The organism is Weizmannia sp. FSL W8-0401, assembly GCF_038009125.1.
In the GTDB taxonomy this organism is placed as follows: Bacteria; Bacillota; Bacilli; order Bacillales; family Bacillaceae_C; genus Weizmannia; species Weizmannia coagulans.
In genome coordinates this window covers 2,787,317-2,805,827 of the sequence record NZ_JBBPAG010000001.1, presented here as the reverse complement: position 1 = coordinate 2,805,827, position 18,511 = coordinate 2,787,317, and the positions used below count along the sequence as shown (strand labels likewise).

Annotated in this window: 18 protein-coding genes and 1 riboswitch; of the genes, 11 read left to right on the top strand and 7 right to left on the bottom strand. The window is 47.1% G+C overall.

The features are described 5' to 3' along the window. The first annotated feature begins 2 nt into the window (after window positions 1–2). Window positions 3–281, top strand: a complete 279-nt coding sequence (locus NSU00_RS13690; RefSeq protein WP_328192551.1) for a DUF5344 family protein — start codon at window positions 3–5, stop codon at window positions 279–281. 4 nt (window positions 282–285) lie between these two features. Then, window positions 286–1,659, top strand: a complete 1,374-nt coding sequence (locus NSU00_RS13685) for an LXG domain-containing protein (protein ID WP_340703027.1) — start codon at window positions 286–288, stop codon at window positions 1,657–1,659. 179 nt (window positions 1,660–1,838) lie between these two features. On the opposite strand, the gene NSU00_RS13680 is transcribed toward NSU00_RS13685, so the two are convergent. Continuing rightward, the gene (locus NSU00_RS13680; RefSeq protein WP_340703822.1) at window positions 1,839–2,627 is read right to left on the bottom strand and encodes an SDR family NAD(P)-dependent oxidoreductase; all 789 of its coding nucleotides are present in this window, start codon (window positions 2,625–2,627) and stop codon (window positions 1,839–1,841) included. Between the two features lie 458 nt (window positions 2,628–3,085). Then, the gene (locus NSU00_RS13675) at window positions 3,086–3,451 is read right to left on the bottom strand and encodes a hypothetical protein (protein ID WP_061566662.1); all 366 of its coding nucleotides are present in this window, start codon (window positions 3,449–3,451) and stop codon (window positions 3,086–3,088) included. Between the two features lie 200 nt (window positions 3,452–3,651). On the opposite strand from NSU00_RS13675, the gene adhP reads away from it, so the two are divergent. From adhP to NSU00_RS13655, 4 genes are all read left to right on the top strand, one after another. Further along, window positions 3,652–4,674, top strand: coding sequence for an alcohol dehydrogenase AdhP (gene adhP, locus NSU00_RS13670; protein WP_061566663.1), 1,023 nt, complete (start codon window positions 3,652–3,654; stop codon window positions 4,672–4,674). Between the two features lie 314 nt (window positions 4,675–4,988). Next, on the top strand, window positions 4,989–5,144 hold the full coding sequence (locus tag NSU00_RS13665; protein ID WP_340703025.1) for a hypothetical protein: 156 nt from the start codon (window positions 4,989–4,991) through the stop codon (window positions 5,142–5,144). 149 nt (window positions 5,145–5,293) lie between these two features. Next, a complete protein-coding gene (locus NSU00_RS13660; RefSeq protein WP_013860563.1) occupies window positions 5,294–6,415 on the top strand; it encodes an NAD(P)/FAD-dependent oxidoreductase in 1,122 nt (373 codons plus the stop codon). Between the two features lie 44 nt (window positions 6,416–6,459). Beyond that, window positions 6,460–7,065, top strand: a complete 606-nt coding sequence (locus NSU00_RS13655; RefSeq protein WP_013860562.1) for a class I SAM-dependent methyltransferase — start codon at window positions 6,460–6,462, stop codon at window positions 7,063–7,065. Window positions 7,066–7,488: 423 nt separating this feature from the next. Here the strand turns inward: NSU00_RS13655 and NSU00_RS13650 are convergent, their stop codons facing one another. Genes NSU00_RS13650 through NSU00_RS13640 form a run of 3 tightly spaced genes read right to left on the bottom strand, consistent with a single transcriptional unit; the run spans window position 7,489 to window position 10,227 of the window. Beyond that, the gene (locus NSU00_RS13650) at window positions 7,489–8,052 is read right to left on the bottom strand and encodes an ECF transporter S component (protein WP_328013698.1); all 564 of its coding nucleotides are present in this window, start codon (window positions 8,050–8,052) and stop codon (window positions 7,489–7,491) included. Window positions 8,053–8,064: 12 nt separating this feature from the next. Beyond that, on the bottom strand, window positions 8,065–8,820 hold the full coding sequence (locus NSU00_RS13645; protein WP_340703821.1) for a DUF4430 domain-containing protein: 756 nt from the start codon (window positions 8,818–8,820) through the stop codon (window positions 8,065–8,067). A 6-nt stretch (window positions 8,821–8,826) separates the two neighbouring features. Then, complete coding sequence (locus tag NSU00_RS13640) at window positions 8,827–10,227, bottom strand: terpene cyclase (RefSeq protein WP_340703820.1); 1,401 nt, start codon at window positions 10,225–10,227, stop codon at window positions 8,827–8,829. Between the two features lie 36 nt (window positions 10,228–10,263). Continuing rightward, window positions 10,264–10,411, bottom strand: a riboswitch (adenosylcobalamin (AdoCbl) riboswitch). A gap of 165 nt (window positions 10,412–10,576) precedes the next feature. On the opposite strand from NSU00_RS13640, the gene htpG reads away from it, so the two are divergent. From htpG to NSU00_RS13615, 5 genes are all read left to right on the top strand, one after another. Next, window positions 10,577–12,454: a molecular chaperone HtpG gene (htpG, locus tag NSU00_RS13635; protein WP_340703819.1), complete on the top strand. Its 1,878-nt coding sequence runs from the start codon at window positions 10,577–10,579 to the stop codon at window positions 12,452–12,454. 304 nt (window positions 12,455–12,758) lie between these two features. Beyond that, on the top strand, window positions 12,759–13,940 hold the full coding sequence (locus NSU00_RS13630) for a M20 family metallopeptidase (RefSeq protein WP_328192555.1): 1,182 nt from the start codon (window positions 12,759–12,761) through the stop codon (window positions 13,938–13,940). 116 nt (window positions 13,941–14,056) lie between these two features. After that, a complete protein-coding gene (locus NSU00_RS13625; RefSeq protein WP_019721590.1) occupies window positions 14,057–14,824 on the top strand; it encodes a transporter substrate-binding domain-containing protein in 768 nt (255 codons plus the stop codon). A gap of 65 nt (window positions 14,825–14,889) precedes the next feature. Next, window positions 14,890–15,549, top strand: a complete 660-nt coding sequence (locus tag NSU00_RS13620; RefSeq protein ID WP_013860554.1) for an amino acid ABC transporter permease — start codon at window positions 14,890–14,892, stop codon at window positions 15,547–15,549. Continuing rightward, window positions 15,542–16,264: an amino acid ABC transporter ATP-binding protein gene (locus NSU00_RS13615; protein ID WP_019721589.1), complete on the top strand. Its 723-nt coding sequence runs from the start codon at window positions 15,542–15,544 to the stop codon at window positions 16,262–16,264. Before NSU00_RS13620 ends, NSU00_RS13615 begins: the two co-directional genes overlap by 8 nt. 198 nt (window positions 16,265–16,462) lie before the next feature. Here NSU00_RS13615 and NSU00_RS13610 read toward each other — a convergent pair whose 3' ends face one another. Together NSU00_RS13610 and NSU00_RS13605 are read right to left on the bottom strand one after the other, a co-directional pair. After that, a complete protein-coding gene (locus NSU00_RS13610; protein ID WP_013860551.1) occupies window positions 16,463–16,912 on the bottom strand; it encodes an OsmC family protein in 450 nt (149 codons plus the stop codon). 15 nt (window positions 16,913–16,927) lie between these two features. Next, window positions 16,928–18,133 (bottom strand): MFS transporter, encoded by a 1,206-nt coding sequence (locus NSU00_RS13605; protein WP_019721587.1) that lies wholly within the window; start codon window positions 18,131–18,133, stop codon window positions 16,928–16,930. Between the last annotated feature and the right edge of the window lie 378 nt (window positions 18,134–18,511).

Sequence of the window (18,511 nt, the reverse complement as noted above, 5' to 3'; positions counted from 1 at the left end):
AGATGGAAGTCAAAATCCAGTTCGAATCAGTTGAAAAGTCGCTTGCAAAGATTCGCTCACAAGCCCAAAATTTGGACATTTCAATGGATGGCAGGGGTTCGTATCCTTTACCTTCCCTTCAGCAGCTTGCTTATTTGAACCAAAAACTGGAGAACCTGTTCACTGCATATCAGGCCGTCACATTAAAAAATGAGGCTGCAGCTAAAAAAGCCGTCCATGCCATGAAAGAATATGATGAACAATTGGAAAAAGGTTTCGAAGGCCGGGCGATGAGCAGGTGAAGCAATGAAAATTCTTGATGTCCAAGCATTTGAACAAGCGGTCACGGACACGCAAAGGGCTCTGAAGGAGAAGGCTGAACAAATCACGGGCCTCCAGCAGGCAATCGACTCTTTTGTAAATATGGAAGATGCGTTTAAAGGAAAGGCCGGGAATGCCATACGCGGCTACTTCCGGGATTTTCACCAGCCGTTTCTCATATACCTGCAGTCATTTTTAGCCGGGTACAACGGGCAGCTGAACGAGATTCTTAAAGACTTATCAACTCTCGAGCCCGATCCGAACGGCTATATTCAAGAAGCTTTTATCCAGGACAGCGTCATCCCCGCACTGAAAAAGCTGGAAAATACCGTTGGACACTTGCTGGAAGACGCCAATACTGCAATACAGGAAGTTCCGGATCTTGTTGCACTGCCCAAACTGGACATTGATGAAAAACTGTATCCAATCCAAAAAGCGCGGAAAAAAGCAACCAGGACGCTGGAACAGCTGTATGACTTTGATACAAAAGCCACCCGCTCCCTCGAAGCTTTAGACCAGGACATCGACGCAATGGTGAAGTTTGTCCGGCAAATGGAATCGATGGCGGGTGACGGTTCGTTTGATATTGCCACTTACAACCCGAAACAGTTTGTCACAACCGAAGCCTACCGCAGTTTGGAAGGCGGGCTCATTCAGAAAGCCGGCGTAAAACCGGTTCAAACCGTAGACGGCAAGGACTTTGAAGGCCATTTGTCCGTTAAGTTCCATTTCTATGAAGACGGAGCCATGGTGATGGAATACCGCAAGCCCGCGAGCAAGCAGCCCTATTATGAACTGGTCAATGAAATCCCAAAAGAGGCCATCCCCGGTTCAGAAAATCCGGACGACCCGCTGCTGGTTGACGTTTGGAATGGATTTTATGACGGCGCCGGAAAGACCGTCGGTGAAATTTACACTGGTCTTGTATCATTAGGAAAGTCCGTTTTAGATCAAGATACTTATGCTGCACTCGGAAATGATGGAAACAAGCGCTTATCCTCCCCAATTGCAACCTTGAAAAGCACGGCACATAAATCGGTCGATATGGCAAAGTATATGGGGCTTGCTGTCCAAAAAGCTTTTGAACGGGATGTCATCCACGGCGATGCCAAAAGCCGGACTGAGTTCTTCACCTACGGGCTTGCTTCTATTGGAATTTCTCTTCTTGGCGACAAAGGCCTCAGCAAACTGGGCACAACGGCGAAAATTGCCAAGACCGGAAATCTGGCAGAAAAGGCCGGGAAGCTGAAAGTCAATACAGGTTTTGCTCCTGCACTTGAAGCGGCCGGGGCAGGGCCTGTAAAAATTCCGTATAATGTGATGGATGAGCTGGGAGTCAGGATTCAGAAGGCAACATAAAAGTTCTCTATGCAAAAAAGGGGATGAATTCGTTTACGACGCACACATGAAAACATCATCCTCGAGGTTCGTCAAAATGATAAATTTTTTGTTTCTGTGGTTTAAAAAGCCCAACCCTGTTTCACTTTGTATCCTGAAACCAGGCCCGGGGGTTAAACCGCCAAGCCTGTGTGTTTTGGTTAAAGTAAGTTTAAATTTTTTACAATATGTCTTGGACCGCCGCCTGCTGTCATTCCACCGTCCACTGCCAGTTCGGCGCCGGTGATGTAGGAAGCGTCGTCAGAAGCCAGGAAGGCAACGGCTTTGGCGATCTCTTCAGGTTCGCCCGGACGCTCCAGGGCTGTGATTTCATTGAAAGCATCCACCATTTTGCTTGCAGCTTGCGTCAGCGGCGTATAAACAAATCCCGGATGGACGGAGTTAACGCGGATGCCCCAATCGCTGAATTCCATTGCGGCAGCTTTTGTCATCCCCCGGATTGCCCATTTGCTTGCAGTGTAAGGCACGGCAAAATAACCGGTCAGGCCGGCAATCGAGGACACGTTCACAATTGCGCTTTGCTGCTGCTCTTTTAACAGCTGGCAGGCGTGCTTCATGCCTAAAAAGACGCCCGTTTGGTTAACGGCAACGACCCGGTTCCAATCTTCAAGCTCACAATCGGCAAACTTGGCCCGCTTATTGATGCCGGCATTATTGACGAGAATGTCAAGCTTTCCGTAAGTTCTCCGGATTGTTTCCATAACCTTCGCCCAATCTTCTTCCGAACTTACATCAAGCTGAACCGGAAGGACATTAGTTCTGAATTGTTCTTTAATCTTTCCGGCAGTCTGATTGGATTCTTCCTGCAGCACATCACCCAGAATCAAATTCTCTGCGCCCTCTTCTGCAAACGTAACGGCCATTGCCGCCCCAAGGCCCCGCGATCCGCCGGTAATAAGGGCAGTTTTTCCTTTTAATTTTGCCATCATCAACACCTCCAATATGTTGATCTAAGTATACGCCCTTTTGTTTCCGCTTTCATGTTTTTTTGCAGACATTCACCGCTTTGTAAAAAATTTGGCGTGTGTAACCGGCAAAAGCTGGTCCGGGTTTACCCGAATATAGGTGCAGTTCTTATACCACCAATCTCATAAACCGCTGATACCGTTTGGCAATTTGGATGTTTTTTTGTCTGCCTCTAAAACAGCTTGAAAAAATGATAAATTTTTTGTTTTAGTGGTTTAAAAACCAATGCCTATTTCACTTTAAATCATAAAAACAGGCCCGGGGGTTAAACCGCCAAGCCTGTCTGTTCATTCAAGTAAGTTTAAATTAAAGCCTTGTCTTTGCCTGCGCTCCTTTCATGATCTGGATTTCGGCGCCGGGGCCCAGAGGCTCCGGGCCCCCTGCTTTGTAAAAGCCTTCACAAAGGCCCTGCCCTAAAAAGTTAAGCCAGGTTCACTTCAATGTTGATTTTGTTATCCGTGATCGTGTATATATAATCTTTTGTAATCCATCTGGCATTTTTAATTGTGCAATGGACGAGGTCAGGATCTTTGTCTTCAAGCAAAATTTCCAGCAAACTTTTTAATTCTATTAAATAGTCGTAATCCATTTTCATGAACGGATTGTATCCGACTAAATAACTGGCACGCTTCATCAGTTTCACTTTCTTTGTTACATGGCTGTGCCAAAAAATATCGCCTTGAATGATCAATTGGTTTTCCTGAAGGTTCTTCATGGCTTCGCCAACATAATTTTCTTCAATTTTATAAATACCTGGGGTCACTTTACTCAGCTTTTCCATATTCATGCGTACTCACCTATTTTCTCATCGCAGTATGGCAGAGAGGTTTTTATTTTTATACCCTGTTTCAAAGAAGGTAAGCCAGACATATACGGGGTGGAAAAACCGAAAAATTTTCCAAAAAAATCTTGATCGCCCAGAGAGAGGCCATTATAATAAAAATGAAGATTGCAAAGTATCAAACTAGTTTTCCGGGAGGGATCCGCATGAGAGCAGCAGTCGTCAGTTCTGATAAGCAAAAGCTGGTAGAGGTCAAAGATGTGCAGTTGCGTCCGCTTGAGTACGGGGAAGCTTTGGTGGATATCGAATACTGCGGTGTCTGCCATACGGATTTGCATGTGGCAAAGGGCGACTTTGGCGATGTGCCGGGACGCATTCTCGGCCATGAAGGGGTCGGCATTGTCAGGGAAGTCGCGGATGGTGTCACTTCTCTTAAAGTGGGCGATCGTGTAAGCGTTGCCTGGTTTTTTGAAGGCTGCGGGCATTGTGAATACTGTTTAACGGGAAATGAAACATTTTGCCGTAATGTGAAAAATGCAGGCTACAGTGTCGACGGGGCCATGGCAGAGCAATGCATTGTCAAAGCGGATTACGCCGTAAAAGTGCCGGAAGGGCTGGATCCAAGGCAGGCGACAAGCATTACTTGTGCCGGTGTAACCACTTATAAAGCTATTAAAGTCGCAGATGTGAAGCCGGGCGAATGGATTGCCATTTATGGAGCAGGGGGCCTCGGGAACCTTGCTGTCCAGTACGCCAAACATGTATTTAATGCGAAAGTCATTGCGGTCGATATCAATGACGACAAACTTTCACTGGCAAAAGAAGTCGGTGCTGATCTCACCTTTAATTCCAAAACGGATGGCGATCCGGCTGAGTGGATTCAGAAAGAAGTTGGCGGCGCGCATGCTGCAGTGGTAACGGCTGTTTCGAAACAGGCATTCAACCAGGCTGTCCACTCCGTACGGCCGGTGTCAAAAGTCGTTGCTGTCGGGCTCCCTCCGGAAACAATGGATCTTGAAATTGTGAAAACAGTCCTTGACGGGATAGAAGTCGTCGGGTCTTTGGTTGGCACAAGAAAAGACCTTGAGGAAGCTTTTATGTTCGGTGCGGAAGGAAAAGTCGTCCCGGTTGTGCAAACGCGCAGGCTGGAAGAAGTTGGAGATGTTTTTAAGGAAATGGAAGAAGGCAGAATACAAGGCAGGATGGTTCTGGATATGTCGTTGAAATAAGTGCAGGCAAAACATCATAAAGTAAGCGAAAATGAAAATCCCTGTTTGCACGGGGATTTTTCGCTTTTTTGCCGGTTTGTTCGTATAATAGGGATGAGTACCGTGTACAGGGAGGCGCCGAACTTGCGGAGGGAAATCATTGCTTTTTTAAAAGAAAAAATAGATCCGGATTTTATCATTGTTCGGTTCGTATGCAAAAGATATGCCCGGCCGGATAGTGATGTTGACATCGCTTTTACAAAGAAGGCGGTATACTGGCACCCTATGAATGTTTTTTATTTGCCCAGGAACTTGCAGATAGATTAAATAAGGATGTGGATCTTATTGATCTGAACCAGGCCCCTACTGTATTTCAGGCGCAGATTTTTGCAACCGGCATCGTCATGGATATGAAAAATGAAAATGCCCTGAATGTAAAACGAATGCTGGCGTATCGTTTGTATGCAAATCTTAACGAGGAACGTGCCTAAATATTGAAAAATATTGCAAAAAACGGGGCTGTGTATGGAAGATGAAGTGGTCTTGAACAAGATAAACCCCCACTTCAATCAAACCGTAAGGTTGATAAGTGGAGGGTAGTTCACAGTAAATCTTATTTTACAGAAAGCAGGCGTAACTCATGCTATCATATATCGTAATTGGCGGCGGGGTGCTTGGGGCATCTGCTGTATACCATCTTGCAAAAGCAGGCGCAGTTGTTACACTGGTTGACCGGGCGGATCCCGGGCAGGCAACGGAAGCGGCTGCCGGCATCATATGCCCGTGGCTGTCGCAGCGGCGCAACAAAGACTGGTACCGGCTCGCAAAAGCAGGTGCAAAATACTATCCTGATTTAATTGCCCAATTGGAAAAAGACGGGGAGACGGAAACCGGTTATAAACGGACTGGCGCCCTCAGCATACATACAGATGAAGAAAAGCTTGATAAAATGCAGGAACGCGCGTTAAAGCGAAGGGAAGATGCGCCTGAAATCGGGGAAGTAAAACGGCTGTCTGCCGCCGAGACGCATGCCATGTTCCCGATTCTGGACGAAGGGTTCAGTGCGGTCTATGCCGGCGGTGCCGCGCGCGTAAACGGGAAGGCATTGCGCAATTGCCTGTTAAATGCTGCTTGCAAACGTGGAGCCAAAGTCATTCATGGCAATGCCCGGCTGCTTGTGGAAGGCAGAAAAGTCATCGGGGTTGAAGTCGGAAGCCGCACGCTGCATGCGGACAAAACAATTGTGGCAGCGGGTGCATGGGCAAAAGATTTGTTCAAACCGCTCAGTGCGGCTTTTCAAGTCAGCCACCAAAAAGCGCAGATTCTCCATTTAAAACTGCAAGGTATGGACACAAGCAGCTGGCCGGTCGTCATGCCGCCGAATGATCAGTATTTGCTGGCATTCGATGGCGGCCGTATCATTGCCGGCGCCACCCATGAAAACACGGAAGCTTTTGATTTGCACACAACAGCCGGAGGGGTCCACGAAGTTTTAAATAAAGTGCTGCCGGTTGCACCGGGTTTGGCTGAAGCTTCCCTTGTTGATGTGAAAGTCGGATTCCGGCCGTTCACGCCGGGTTTTTTGCCTGTGATCGGCACATGGCCCGGTTATGATGGGCTACTTTGCGCAAACGGGCTCGGGGCATCCGGTTTAACGGCCGGCCCTTTTCTCGGCGCTGAGCTTGCAAGGATTGCGCTCGGCCGGAAAACAGAACTGGATTTGTCACCGTACGGGCTGGAACAGGCAATTGCCCCTTTATAAACAGCAGGGCCGGTCTTTTATCAAGAAAAAACAGGAGCGAAACAATGAACGATTCCTACTTTGACGGAATTTTGCATATCAAAACAACCGGTGAGCAAAAAGGGTTTAATGCATCACTGCATTACAACCGTTATGAGCCGACGCCTTATCATGCGCTTGATGAACTGTTCGATCATTATGAACTGGATAAAAGCGACCATGTGGTAGACTTCGGTTGCGGCAAAGGGCGGCTCAATTTTTATATCCATCATTTGTTTCGCGCAACCGTGACCGGCATTGAAATGAATGAATGGTTGTACCGGGAAGCCCTCGAAAACAAGAAACGCTATGAGAGAAAATTCCCGGTCCAGCCCGCCCGTATTCGGTTTATATGCTGCCTTGCCGAAAATTATAAGATACTGCCGGACGACAACCGTTTTTACTTTTTTAATCCGTTTTCTGTTCAAATCTTTATGAAGGTTGTGCAAAATATTTTACGCTCGGTGGAAGAAGCATACCGGGAAACAGACATTATTTTATATTATCCGTCGCAGGGCTATATTTACTTCCTTGAAGACCATACACCATTTGAAAAAAAACTCGAAGTCCCGCTAACGCTTTTATACAAGCATAATCCATACGAAAAATTTGTCGTGTACCGGCTTGCGTGAGGATGATGGTGAAATGAATGGATACTCAGCTTTGGTTTCATAGGAAGTGAATGCTTGGATAAGAGAAGGCTTACTTTGATCCGCCTTCCCCCGCCCACTCAGCAGATATTGAAAAAGCCGCTGAGGACATCGAATTTCCGAATTGTACGGACATGACACCATGGCCGCAGAACGGCATATGTCTGGTATAAAGCTTTTTTCCAGGTAAAAGCCAGCCATACCCCTGAAAAATGGCCATCGTTGATGGACTGGGTCAAAAGAATTCGTATTGGAAGGAAGTGAATGCTGTTTTAAATGCAGGCCAGCAGAGTATGGTGGTATGGCCGCCAGATAAAAATCCTCTTGATGAAGAGAACGAAGACTTTTAAGGCAATGTAATATAGTTGAACAGGCAGCTGCCTGCGTGAAACAGGCAGCCTTAGGCTAAATGCGTTCGATTCGCGTTTTTTCTTTTGCAATCAGTTTGATTAAAACCGGCCCTAAAATTAAATAAAAGAAGAAGTTTCCCGCGGCATGGTAGCTGTCAAACAACAGCCCGCCGAGGTAGTATGTCCAAAATGCAAACGGCCCGCCGATAAATAAATAATTTAATGAAACCATAAAGCCGAACAGGAAGCCGGTAAAAGCTGCATACAGACATAACACGAGATGCGGGATTTTTTTGTATAACTCTTTCTTGCCGAGCAGGCCGGAAAGCACCGCGATACTCCCCCACGCAAGAAATTGCATGATCGCAAACAGCCCCATGCCGAGAAACATGTCGGAACCGAAGACCGTCAAAAAGGCAAGCGCCAAACCGAAGCGGATGCCGAAAACAAAAGAACTGCAAATGATGATCACGGTGCACGGCTGGACATTCGGGACCGATGCCATCAAAATCCGCCCGGCGACGCTCAGGGCCGCCAGCATGGCAAGAAGCGCCATTCTCCTTGTCAGCCGTGAAGCGGTTTTCGCTGACTTCCTTTTTTCAAGCGGCTGATTCCCCATTTTATGCATCTCCTATTTAGAATAGAACCAGACAACCTGATCGCCGGTTTTTAGTTTATACGACCCTGCGGAAACGTTTGGCTCTTTTCCGTTTACTTTATATTTCCAGCCGCTCATGCCGCCTTGATCCCCTTCATACTGTCCATTAATGCCCTTTACATAGACGGTTGCACCGGACCCGGAATAATCGAGGCTTACGCCTTCAGAAGCGGCGGCTTTTTTTAAAGCGGAAAATGCAGTGTCTCCGCTTTTATAACTGTATTTGCCGCTGAAAACCGGCCCTTTGTAGCCCTTTACGGTTAAGGAAACCGTTTCGGCTTTTGCTTTAGATGGCGCTGCGGTGTTGCCGGAAGCGTGGCTGCTGCCGGACCCGGACGAAGAAGCCCCGGTTGTCGTTTTCGTTGATGTGCTGGTTGTGACCGCCGTTTTGGTATTTGTGGCAGGTGCTTTATCCGTCTTGCTGTCTGCAGAAGCCTTTTCTTCAGCATTTTTGGAGTGGGCAGCTGAATCCGCCGCATTGCTTTCGGATCCGCCCGTATTGCTTTTTTCATCCGTTTTGTTGCTGCCGGCGGCGTCCGTTTTCTTTCCGGTTGTACTGTCTTTTGCTGCCGTATCCTTTTCCTTTGCTGCAGTGTTTGCAACTTGTGTTGTTTCAGAATAAGTTTTAACGGTTTTCGATTCAAAATGGAAACCGTCGATAAAAAACCAGGTGCCGAATGCAATCAATAAAACGGCAATACTATCAATAATGATACTTTTATATTTCATTCCTGCTCATACCCCCAGAAATTTTTTACGGATGATTAGCAGGATGACGCCTGCACCCGCAGAAAGGGAACCGACCCAGCCGTGCACAGGAGAAACACCCGTTGTTTTGGTAATGACGACTTTTTTCGGCTCTTGCTGCGCATCTTCTGCAGGGGGTGCCTGGGCAGCTGCAGTTGCAGGTTTGTCCTCTTTTTTTGCATTTGAAGCTGTTTTTGTTTTTGCCGGCGTTTGTTTTTTGGCTGCGGCCGGTTTTTCCACCGTATTGGTTTTTGTAGTGGTGTTGTTATGCGTAATCGTATGGTCTTTCGTATTCGTAATGATGTTCGTTTTGGTTACGACTTCTTTCGTATGCTTTTCAACCACTCTCGGAGGAGCTGCAGCCGGGCTGTGACCGGGACTTTTGCCTGGATCTTTGTCTTCAGCATCCGAATCAGTTGCGCCCGTACTGCCGGCATGGGATCTGCTAATATTCCTGAAGTTATACAGGGTATCTCCTTTTAGAAAAAGGTCATAGGCGACAAGGGCTTGGAAAACCTGTTCTGTTGAAAAGCTGTCTGAAGATTCGCTTGTCGTTTTCCATTTGTATCCGCCGTTTTTGGAATCTTTATATGTGCTGAGTGCAGAAATAGGATTCGTGCCTTTTTTAACAAAATCACGGGTTGTCGGGTCAACGCCGACAGAGACAAGACCGATGATGGCCTGGGCGGTTGTGCACGAATTAATGCCGTAGTTGTCAAAGCTGGCGTTTTCTTTTTCTGCTGCCTTCAAGTATTTGATGCCGTCCCGGATTGCCTGGTTCACATCTATATCATGTTTATCCTGATAAGTGCCAAGTGCGGTCAGTACCATGCCGGTTGAGTCAACATCCGAATTTTTGGCGGAAGAACTCCAGCTCCAACCGCCGTCCGGAAGTTCCGCATCAACCAGTTTTGCTGCAATTTTAGCAGGAGTATTCGGTGCATCACTCGGAATCTCATAGTCATCCGTATTCAAAGCGATTAAATCATAGGCATATCCGGTTACCGAGCTTTCTGCCGCCGTATCGTATACGCGTTTGATCAAATTCTGCTTTTGAAAGTTTTCCGGATCCTCTCCAATCGCTTTTAGAGCGATGATGGTCTTAACGAGTTCCGTACCGGTTACCTTTTTGGCATTCACCCGGTCTGTTAAAACTTTCCGGTACTGCTTTATCTCATTGGCTGTTAGCAAATTCTCCTTTGCCAGTGCGGCTACTGCAAAATCAGAGTTTAAAGCGGAAGATTTAAAATATGATGCCGTATTCTTTATGTCTTTGCTGACAGATACTGCTGCAAAGCTTTCGGACGGGAAAGATAACACAAAAATAAGAACAATTCCCCAGAGAATCCCGAACCATTTTTTCCCCACCATTACCGCTCTCCTTTCCATAAAAAAACCCCTGTACAAAAAGAGGTATACAAGGGCAAAAATTTTTCGCCTATACCTCGTAGGCTTCAAATAAACCGGCAGCTTGGGAGAAAGATCTGACTTAGGAAAATTTTTTCCATCACAGTGGCGGGACCGTACAGGAATTTCACCTGTTTCCATCGCCCAAGCCCGTATTTAGATGCCAGTTACTAATTATAGAACAACCCCTGCCTGTTGGAAAGGACAATTTCTGCCACTGTTTCATTGACAAACAAGCGGTGCTGTGCTAAAAAATAAGATGTTAGCACTCTTGCGTTCGGAGTGCTAAAGGGGCATTGCCATCATTTATACATATAAAGGAGAGATCGAAGTGGCGGTAAAGGAATTTAAAGCAGAATCCAAACGGCTTCTCGACATGATGATCCACTCGATTTACACGCAAAAAGAAATTTTCTTGCGCGAGCTGATATCCAACGCCAGCGACGCAATCGATAAAATTTATTACAAAGCTTTGACAGATGAAAATTTAACATTTGATAAAGACAGCTACTACATTAAAATTACCCCGGACAAAGAAAACAGGACACTGACGGTTTCCGATACCGGGATCGGCATGACAGAGAAGGAACTGGAAGAAAATCTCGGCACCATTGCGCAAAGCGGTTCACTTGCGTTTAAAAATGACAATGAAATGAAAGACGGATATGACCTCATCGGCCAGTTCGGCGTCGGTTTCTACTCGGCATTCATGGTGGCAGATGAAATTACCGTCATTTCCAAGGCTGCAGGGAGCGATCAGGCTTATAAATGGCAGTCGAAAGGCGCGGAAGGCTATTCAATTGAACCGTGCGAAAAAGACGGCAACGGCACGGATATTATATTGAAGCTGAAAGAAAACACAGAGGATGAAGACTACGATCAGTACCTGGAAGAGTACCGGCTGCGGGCCATCGCGAAAAAATATTCTGATTTTATCCGCTACCCGATTAAAATGGAAGTAACGGAAAGGCGCCTGAAAGAAGGCAGCGAAGATGAGTACGAAGAGGTCAAAGAAGAACAAACGCTCAACAGCATGGTCCCGATCTGGCGCAAAAACAAAAACGAACTGACAGACGAAGATTATGAGCAATTTTATATGGAAAAGCATTACGGCTTTGACAAACCGGTTAAGCATATCCACATCAAAGTCGACGGCACTGTGCGTTACAATGCGATTCTTTACATTCCGGAAAAAATTCCGTTCGATTATTATACGCCGGAATATGAAAAAGGGTTGGAACTGTATGCGAATGGCGTCCTGATTATGGAAAAATGCCCGGATCTTTTACCGGATTACTTCAGCTTTGTCAAAGGGATGGTCGATTCCGAAGATTTGTCTCTGAACATTTCGCGGGAAATGCTCCAGCACGACCGTCAGCTGAAGCTGATTGCGAAAAATATCAAAAGCAAAATCAAACGCGAACTGGCAAACCTTTTGAAAGAGAATCGCGAGCAGTACGAAGCGTTTTTCAAATCATTCGGCCGCCAGCTGAAATTCGGTGTGTACAATGAATTTGGCGCGCACAAAGAAGATTTGCAGGATCTCCTGATGTTTTATTCTTCAAAAGAGAAAAAGCTTGTTACGCTTGATGAATACGTAAGTCGCATGCCGGAAGACCAAAAATACATTTATTACGCAACCGGCGAGTCGATCGACCGGATTGAAAAATTGCCGCAGACGGAACTTGTGCTTGATAAAGGATACGAAATCCTTTATTTTACGGAAGATATTGATGAATTTGCGATTAAGATGCTCATGAATTATAAGGAAAAAGAATTCAGGTCCGTGTCAAGCGGCGACCTCGGCTTTGAAACGGAAGACACAAAAGAAACCGATGCCGAGGAAAAAGAAAACAAAGATCTCTTTGCATTTATGAAAGAGTCACTGGACGGAAAAGTGAAAGATGTCCGCGCCTCGCACCGCTTAAAATCGCATCCGGTCTGCTTCACCACGGACGGCGAAGTGTCAATTGAAATGGAAAAGGTGCTGAGCGCCATGCCGAACGGGCAAAATGTGAAAGCCGATAAAGTGCTCGAAATTAACATCCATCATGATGTATTTAACGCATTAAAAGAGGCGTTCGCCCATGACAAGGACAAATGCAAGCTTTATACAAACCTGTTGTATAACCAGGCGCGGCTGATTGAAGGGCTCGAGATTGAAGACCCGGTTGCATTTTCAAATGATATTTGCAAAATGATGGCATAAGGAAGCCCGCATATTGCAAAAAAGCCACGGGACATCCAGCAAATCTACGGCCCCCGCGACGGCCGGCATGGTTGCTGTGCCCGTGCCGGTGAGCACCGGGACATTTGCAAACCGTATGGCTGGAACATTTCATGAATAGCAGTAGTTTATATGACGAAGAAGGCTCCATCTGAAGCAAGATGGGGTCTTTTTGTATTTTTTATAAAAAAAGGGTTGCCCGAATGGGAAAGGTGATGTATATTTATAACATATTATTTATAAATATTAACTTTGGCGCACACGAACAATACAAGGGGGCCATCCAATGAAGGAACAGCTTAGACACCATTTGAGTCAAATCGAGTCCAAGCTCTGGGAAATGAGCGACTACTTATATCATCATCCCGAACTTGGCGACCAGGAATACCAGTCTATGAAATTGCTCACGGATTACCTTACGTCACACGGCTTTTCGGTGGACAAAGGGATTGTCGGCAGGCCGACTGCTTTTAAAGCCGTTTATGACAGCGGAAAACCGGGACCGGCAGTTGCCTTTTTATGCGAATATGATGCGCTTCCGGGTGTCGGCCACGGCTGCGGCCACAACATGATCGGAACGATGAGCGCAGGTGCGGGCTTGCTTTTAAGCAAAATCATTGGTGAAACCGGCGGCCGCGTGGTGGTGCTTGGGACACCGGCGGAAGAAACGAACGGCGCGAAAGTTGCGATGGCGGAACAGGGCATTTTCAATGGGATCGATGCCGCGATGATTGTCCACCCGGCCGATGAGTCGTATGAAAGCGGCGAGTCGCTTGCGATGGACGCGATCCAGTTTGACTTCCGCGGGAAATCAGCCCATGCGGCATCCAATCCGGAAGACGGCATTAACGCACTCGACGCGGCGATCCAGTTGTTTAACGGCGTAAATGCGCTCCGCCAGCATGTCACTTCCGATGTCCGTATCCACGGCATTATCAAAGAAGGCGGCATTGCCGCAAACATTGTCCCTGATAAGGCGGTAGCCCAGTTTTATGTGCGCGCCAAAGCACGCGCTGTTTTAAACGAAGTGGTTGAAAAGGTGAAAAGAATCGCACAGGGTGCGGCGATGATGACCGGTGCCGCCGTGCAAATATCCAATTACGAACTAAGCTATGACAATATGATCACCAACAAGACATTGTCGAAAATGTTCACGGAAAACCTTTTACAAACAAAAGTGAAAAAAGTCAATCCGCCAAAAACCTCATACGGATCCATTGATATGGGCAATGTCAGCCATGTCGTGCCGGCGATCCACCCGTATATCGGCCTGGATGCCCCGGGGCTTGTCGCGCATACAAAAGCATTTGCCGATATGACGATTACGGACAATGCGCATCAGATCTTATCGAGCGGCGCGCTGGCTTTGGCCATGACCGGATTTGACCTTCTCACAAATGGGGAACTTTTGGAAAAAGTAAAAGGCGAGTTTGCAGAAACCGTTAAAAAAATACCGGTAAGCAGCTGAAAAATGGCAATCCTTTTTAAAATAGGGATCTTTTCGAACATTGCGCATCGTGTTAAAATACATTTTGTTGAATAAAGATACTTACCAAGAATGATATATTCATAGGGGGAAACATTGTGAAAAAGATCGTGTTAGGCATCGCAATTGTATTTTCAATGGTGATTGCGGCAGCTTGCGGCCAAACGAACAGCAGCAAAAGCACCGCGAAAAAAGAAAAAACGCTCGTCATGGGCACTTCAGCCGACTTTGCCCCGTTTGAAACAAGGGACACAGCAGGAAAAGTCATTGGATTTGACGCGGATCTCGCCAACTATATTGCAAAAGAACTGGGATACAAACTCGAAATTAAAGATATGAAATTTGACGGATTGATCGGGGCGCTGCAATCGCACCGTGTTGACATGGTCCTTTCCGGGATGTCCGCAACGAAAGAACGCGCCAAAAACGTCGACTTCTCCACCCCGTACCATCATTCAGGGGAAATGTTCGTTACGTTAAAAGGTTCCCCTATCAAGACACTGAATGACTTGAAAGGCAAAACTGTCGGCGTCCAGCTCGGCACCATTCAGGAAGAGGGCGCGGACAAGCTGAAAGGGAAGTACAATTTTACGGTCAAAAAACTGGACAACTCCACAAACTTAATTGAAGAATTGCTTTCAAAACGGATTCAAGTAGCCTATCTGGATAAATCGGTCGCAGAAGGTTATATCAAGAAGCAAAACCTGGCCGGCTTTGATGATCCGACCTCAAGTTCCCCGGGTATGGCGGTTGCCTTTCCAAAAGGCAGCAAGTTGACGGCAAAAGTCAACAAAGTGCTGGCAAAAGCGGAAAAGAACGGGAAGCTGGATGAGCTGAGAAAGAAATGGAAACTTGACAAACAGTAATGCATGCAGGCGTCTTGCTGAGCAGGGCGCTGTTTTTTCAAAATAATCAAAGTGAGGTGTAAGGCATGAATTTGGATTTCAGCCAAATTGTGCCTTATATTCCTTTTATTTTAAAAGGAATATGGGTAACTTTAAAATTTGTATTCTTTGCGATCCTTTTCGGGTTCGTGCTCGGCACGATTTTTGCCCTTTTTAAAATTTCACATATTAAAACATTAAAATGGATTGGCGATATTTATACATCGATTTTCCGGGGCACGCCGCTTATCGTGCAGCTGATGCTCATTTATTTTGCCATCCCGCAGCTGACCGGTTACGATATTCAGCCGTTTCCGTCCGCAATTCTCGCATTCGGCCTGAACTCCGCCGCTTACGTTTCGGAAATCATCCGGGCCGGGATCCAGGCGGTCGACAAAGGCCAGACCGAAGCTGCCCAGGCGCTCGGCGTACCGTATTATTTAATGATGAAAGACTTGATTTTACCGCAGGCGATGAAAAATATTTTGCCGGCGTTGATGAATGAATTTGTTTCCCTGACAAAAGAGTCTGCCCTTGTATCGACCATCGGTTATCTCGATTTGATGCGCCGTGCCCAGGTTGTCGGCGCGCAAACGTATCACAATTTTGAACCGCTGCTGTTTGTTGCCGCGATTTACTGGGTGCTTGTCTTTATCCTCACCATGCTTGGCAGACAAGTGGAAAGGAAGATGAAATACAGTGATTAAAGTCGAACATCTCCATAAGCAGTTCGGGCATAATGAAGTTTTAAAAGATATTACAACAGAAGTCGGAAAAGGGGAAGTCGTCGTTGTCATCGGACCGTCCGGATCCGGCAAATCGACCTTTCTGCGCTGCCTGAATTTCCTGGAGGAGCCGACAAAAGGGCGGATTTGGATTGACGGGGAAGAAATCACCGATAAAAAAACGAATGTAATGAAAGTCCGCTCGGAAATTGGAATGGTGTTCCAGCACTTTCATCTTTTTCCGCATAAAAAGGTGCTGGACAATCTGACTTACGCGCCGATGAAAGTAAAGAAGATGAACCGCCATACCGCCGAAGCAAAAGCGCGCGAATTGCTGGCAAAAGTCGGCCTGACGGAAAAAGAAGGCGCATATCCGGACAGCCTTTCCGGCGGGCAGAAGCAGCGTGTCGCGATTGCGCGCGCGCTGGCGATGGAACCGAAACTGATGCTGTTTGACGAACCGACATCCGCACTTGATCCCGAGATGGTCAAAGAAGTGCTGAACGTCATGAAAGACCTTGCCCAAACCGGCATGACGATGGTCATCGTCACACACGAAATGGGCTTTGCCCGCGAAGTGGCCGACCGCGTCCTGTTTCTTGACGGCGGAAAAATTTTGGAAGACAGCACACCGGATGAGTTCTTTTCGCGCCCGAAAACAACCCGGGCACAGGACTTTTTGGACAAAGTATTGTAAAAAACACAGTTGTTCACCGAAAGGAGCTGCTGGAAACGAAGGCAGCTCCCAAAAAAGCTAAGAAAAGACGTTGGGACACCGCCTCAACGTCTTTTTCCGTTCTATATGTTGTATACTGACATGCAAAATCACTTTTCCAATGGCTTCCCAAACAGCAGGGCAGCCTTTTTCTTTTTTCACAGTTGCCTGCCGTTCCAGTCAGCCGGCTGTTTTCACCGTAACTTCAAGCTCCATTTCCACATTTCCCTGAATGGCCCGGCTGATCATGCATGATTTTTCGGCTTTTTCCGCGAGTTTCCGCGCGAGCCGGACGTCGCTCTCGGATGCGCCCGGTTTCAGCACAATTTCCGGCCGGTGGATGATCTTTTTATACGTAAATACGCCGCCGGTCACATCGACGATCCCTTCTGATGCCATTGTCAAACTTTCTTTCTCCAGGCTGCTGCGTTCCATCATCGCCGCCAGCGTAATGATATAACATGTTGCGGCAGCCCCGAGCAACATTTCGTCCGGATTTGTGCCGGCACCCGGACCGCCCATCTCCGGAGGAATGGAAATTTTTGCCACCAGATTTCCGCATGCGATGTTCCCTGTATCATTGCGAAGCCCCGGCCAGTCTGCTTTTAAATGAAAGTGATGTTCTGCCATGTGCAACCCCTCCTGTTAAAATTTACTTTCTGCTGCTGTTGTGTTTTTGCTGGCTGCTGCTTTTCTCCCATGGACGGCATAATAAACGGCAATACACAGGACAACCCAGCCCGAAACCGCAAGATACAACATCCGGAAATCCATCAAACCGGCAACTGTCCCGAGCAGATAAGGCCCAGATCCGCTTGCCAGGTCAAGAAAAATGAAAAACGTCGAAGTTGCCAGGGCTTTCCGGTTCGGCGGCGAAAGCTGAATGGCAATTGCCTGGAAACTGGACTGCACGGTGCCGTAACCGATCCCGATCAAAGCTCCTGACAAAAGCAGCATCCATCCGCTGTGCGCCTGGCTGAGCAGGACGAAACCGGCAATTAACAAAATAAACAGCGGGTAAACGACAACATTTTCCCCGCGTTCATCAAACCATCTGCCTGTGAAAGGCCTTGTAATGACGAGCGCTGCCGCATATACAAGGAAAAAATAAGTGGCGGCGCCGGTTAGTCCAATGTCCCTTGCATACAAAGATAAGAAAGACAGCACGCTGGAATAGGCAAGCGTAACCGCAAAAACTGCACCAGAAATCGGCACGGCAGCCGGTTCAAAGTAATCTTTTACTTTAAAACGGGCCATTTCCTTCACTTGTGCATTCGCAGGCGCCGGTTTTGGAACGGATAACAAAATGGCAGAAATCAGATCGATGAATGCAATGATGCTTGACACCAGCACGATCATCTGAAAATCGGCAAACCGGGTAATCAGAATCCCTAAAAACGGCCCGATCGCCATCGCTAAATTCATGCTTGTCGCATAATAGCCGGTGCCTTCCCCGCGCCGTTCATTCGGGATGATATCCGCGACAATGGCGCCGGCCGCTGTCGTAATCACGCCGTGCATTGCTCCCTGGATAAAGCGCAAAACCATCAAAAGCAGGAGACTGTCAGCTTTAAAATGAAGCAACATCACCGCCAGAAAAACAACCAATCCGCTGACCAGCATCTGCTTGCGGCCGATTTTGTCGAAATATTTACCGGCAAATAACCGTGCAATGAGCGAAGCGAGCACAAATATTCCCGCCGCAAGCCCTGCCATCCCCTGGCTTGCATGGTAGGCGGTTGTGACATACATGGCAATACTGGTCATTAACAAGTAAAATACAACGTGCGTAAAAAAATTTGTGGAAGAAATCATAATGAAGTCTTTCGTCCACAATTTCGGTTTATCCAAAGGAAGTACCCCCCATTTCTAACATACAAAAACAGGTAACTTCATTATAGAACGTTTCAGCAAGAATATTCAATGTGTTTCTATACCAGAAATAACAGAAGCTCTTCTTCGAATATGTCCATGCCGCATTTTCCACCTGGCATGGTGGGGGTGCCCGGCGCAGAACCGTGCTGCAAAGAGTGCAGCACCGGCAAAGGGATGAAAATCAGCCGACGCAATTTTTTAATATAGGTGCCCATGCTTCAGGGGGTGCGGCACCCAGCGAGAAAGATTACCAAGCACACTTTTTCAGCAGCCCCCTTGCGTTTCTAACGCAGCGCCATCGAAGAACATTACAAAGTCAGAACAAGCATTCGGTCCGATGGTTTACCATGGGGG

Coding starts and splice junctions, on each gene's coding strand:
- NSU00_RS13690 (WP_328192551.1), top strand. CDS start 3: ATGGAAGTCAAAATCCAGTTCGAATCAGTTGAAAAGTCGCTTGCAAAG.
- NSU00_RS13685 (WP_340703027.1), top strand. CDS start 286: ATGAAAATTCTTGATGTCCAAGCATTTGAACAAGCGGTCACGGACACG.
- NSU00_RS13680 (WP_340703822.1), bottom strand. CDS start 2,627: ATGATGGCAAAATTAAAAGGAAAAACTGCCCTTATTACCGGCGGATCG.
- NSU00_RS13675 (WP_061566662.1), bottom strand. CDS start 3,451: ATGAATATGGAAAAGCTGAGTAAAGTGACCCCAGGTATTTATAAAATT.
- adhP (WP_061566663.1), top strand. CDS start 3,652: ATGAGAGCAGCAGTCGTCAGTTCTGATAAGCAAAAGCTGGTAGAGGTC.
- NSU00_RS13660 (WP_013860563.1), top strand. CDS start 5,294: ATGCTATCATATATCGTAATTGGCGGCGGGGTGCTTGGGGCATCTGCT.
- NSU00_RS13655 (WP_013860562.1), top strand. CDS start 6,460: ATGAACGATTCCTACTTTGACGGAATTTTGCATATCAAAACAACCGGT.
- NSU00_RS13650 (WP_328013698.1), bottom strand. CDS start 8,052: ATGGGGAATCAGCCGCTTGAAAAAAGGAAGTCAGCGAAAACCGCTTCA.
- NSU00_RS13645 (WP_340703821.1), bottom strand. CDS start 8,820: ATGAAATATAAAAGTATCATTATTGATAGTATTGCCGTTTTATTGATT.
- NSU00_RS13640 (WP_340703820.1), bottom strand. CDS start 10,227: ATGGAAAGGAGAGCGGTAATGGTGGGGAAAAAATGGTTCGGGATTCTC.
- NSU00_RS13630 (WP_328192555.1), top strand. CDS start 12,759: ATGAAGGAACAGCTTAGACACCATTTGAGTCAAATCGAGTCCAAGCTC.
- NSU00_RS13620 (WP_013860554.1), top strand. CDS start 14,890: ATGAATTTGGATTTCAGCCAAATTGTGCCTTATATTCCTTTTATTTTA.
- NSU00_RS13610 (WP_013860551.1), bottom strand. CDS start 16,912: ATGGCAGAACATCACTTTCATTTAAAAGCAGACTGGCCGGGGCTTCGC.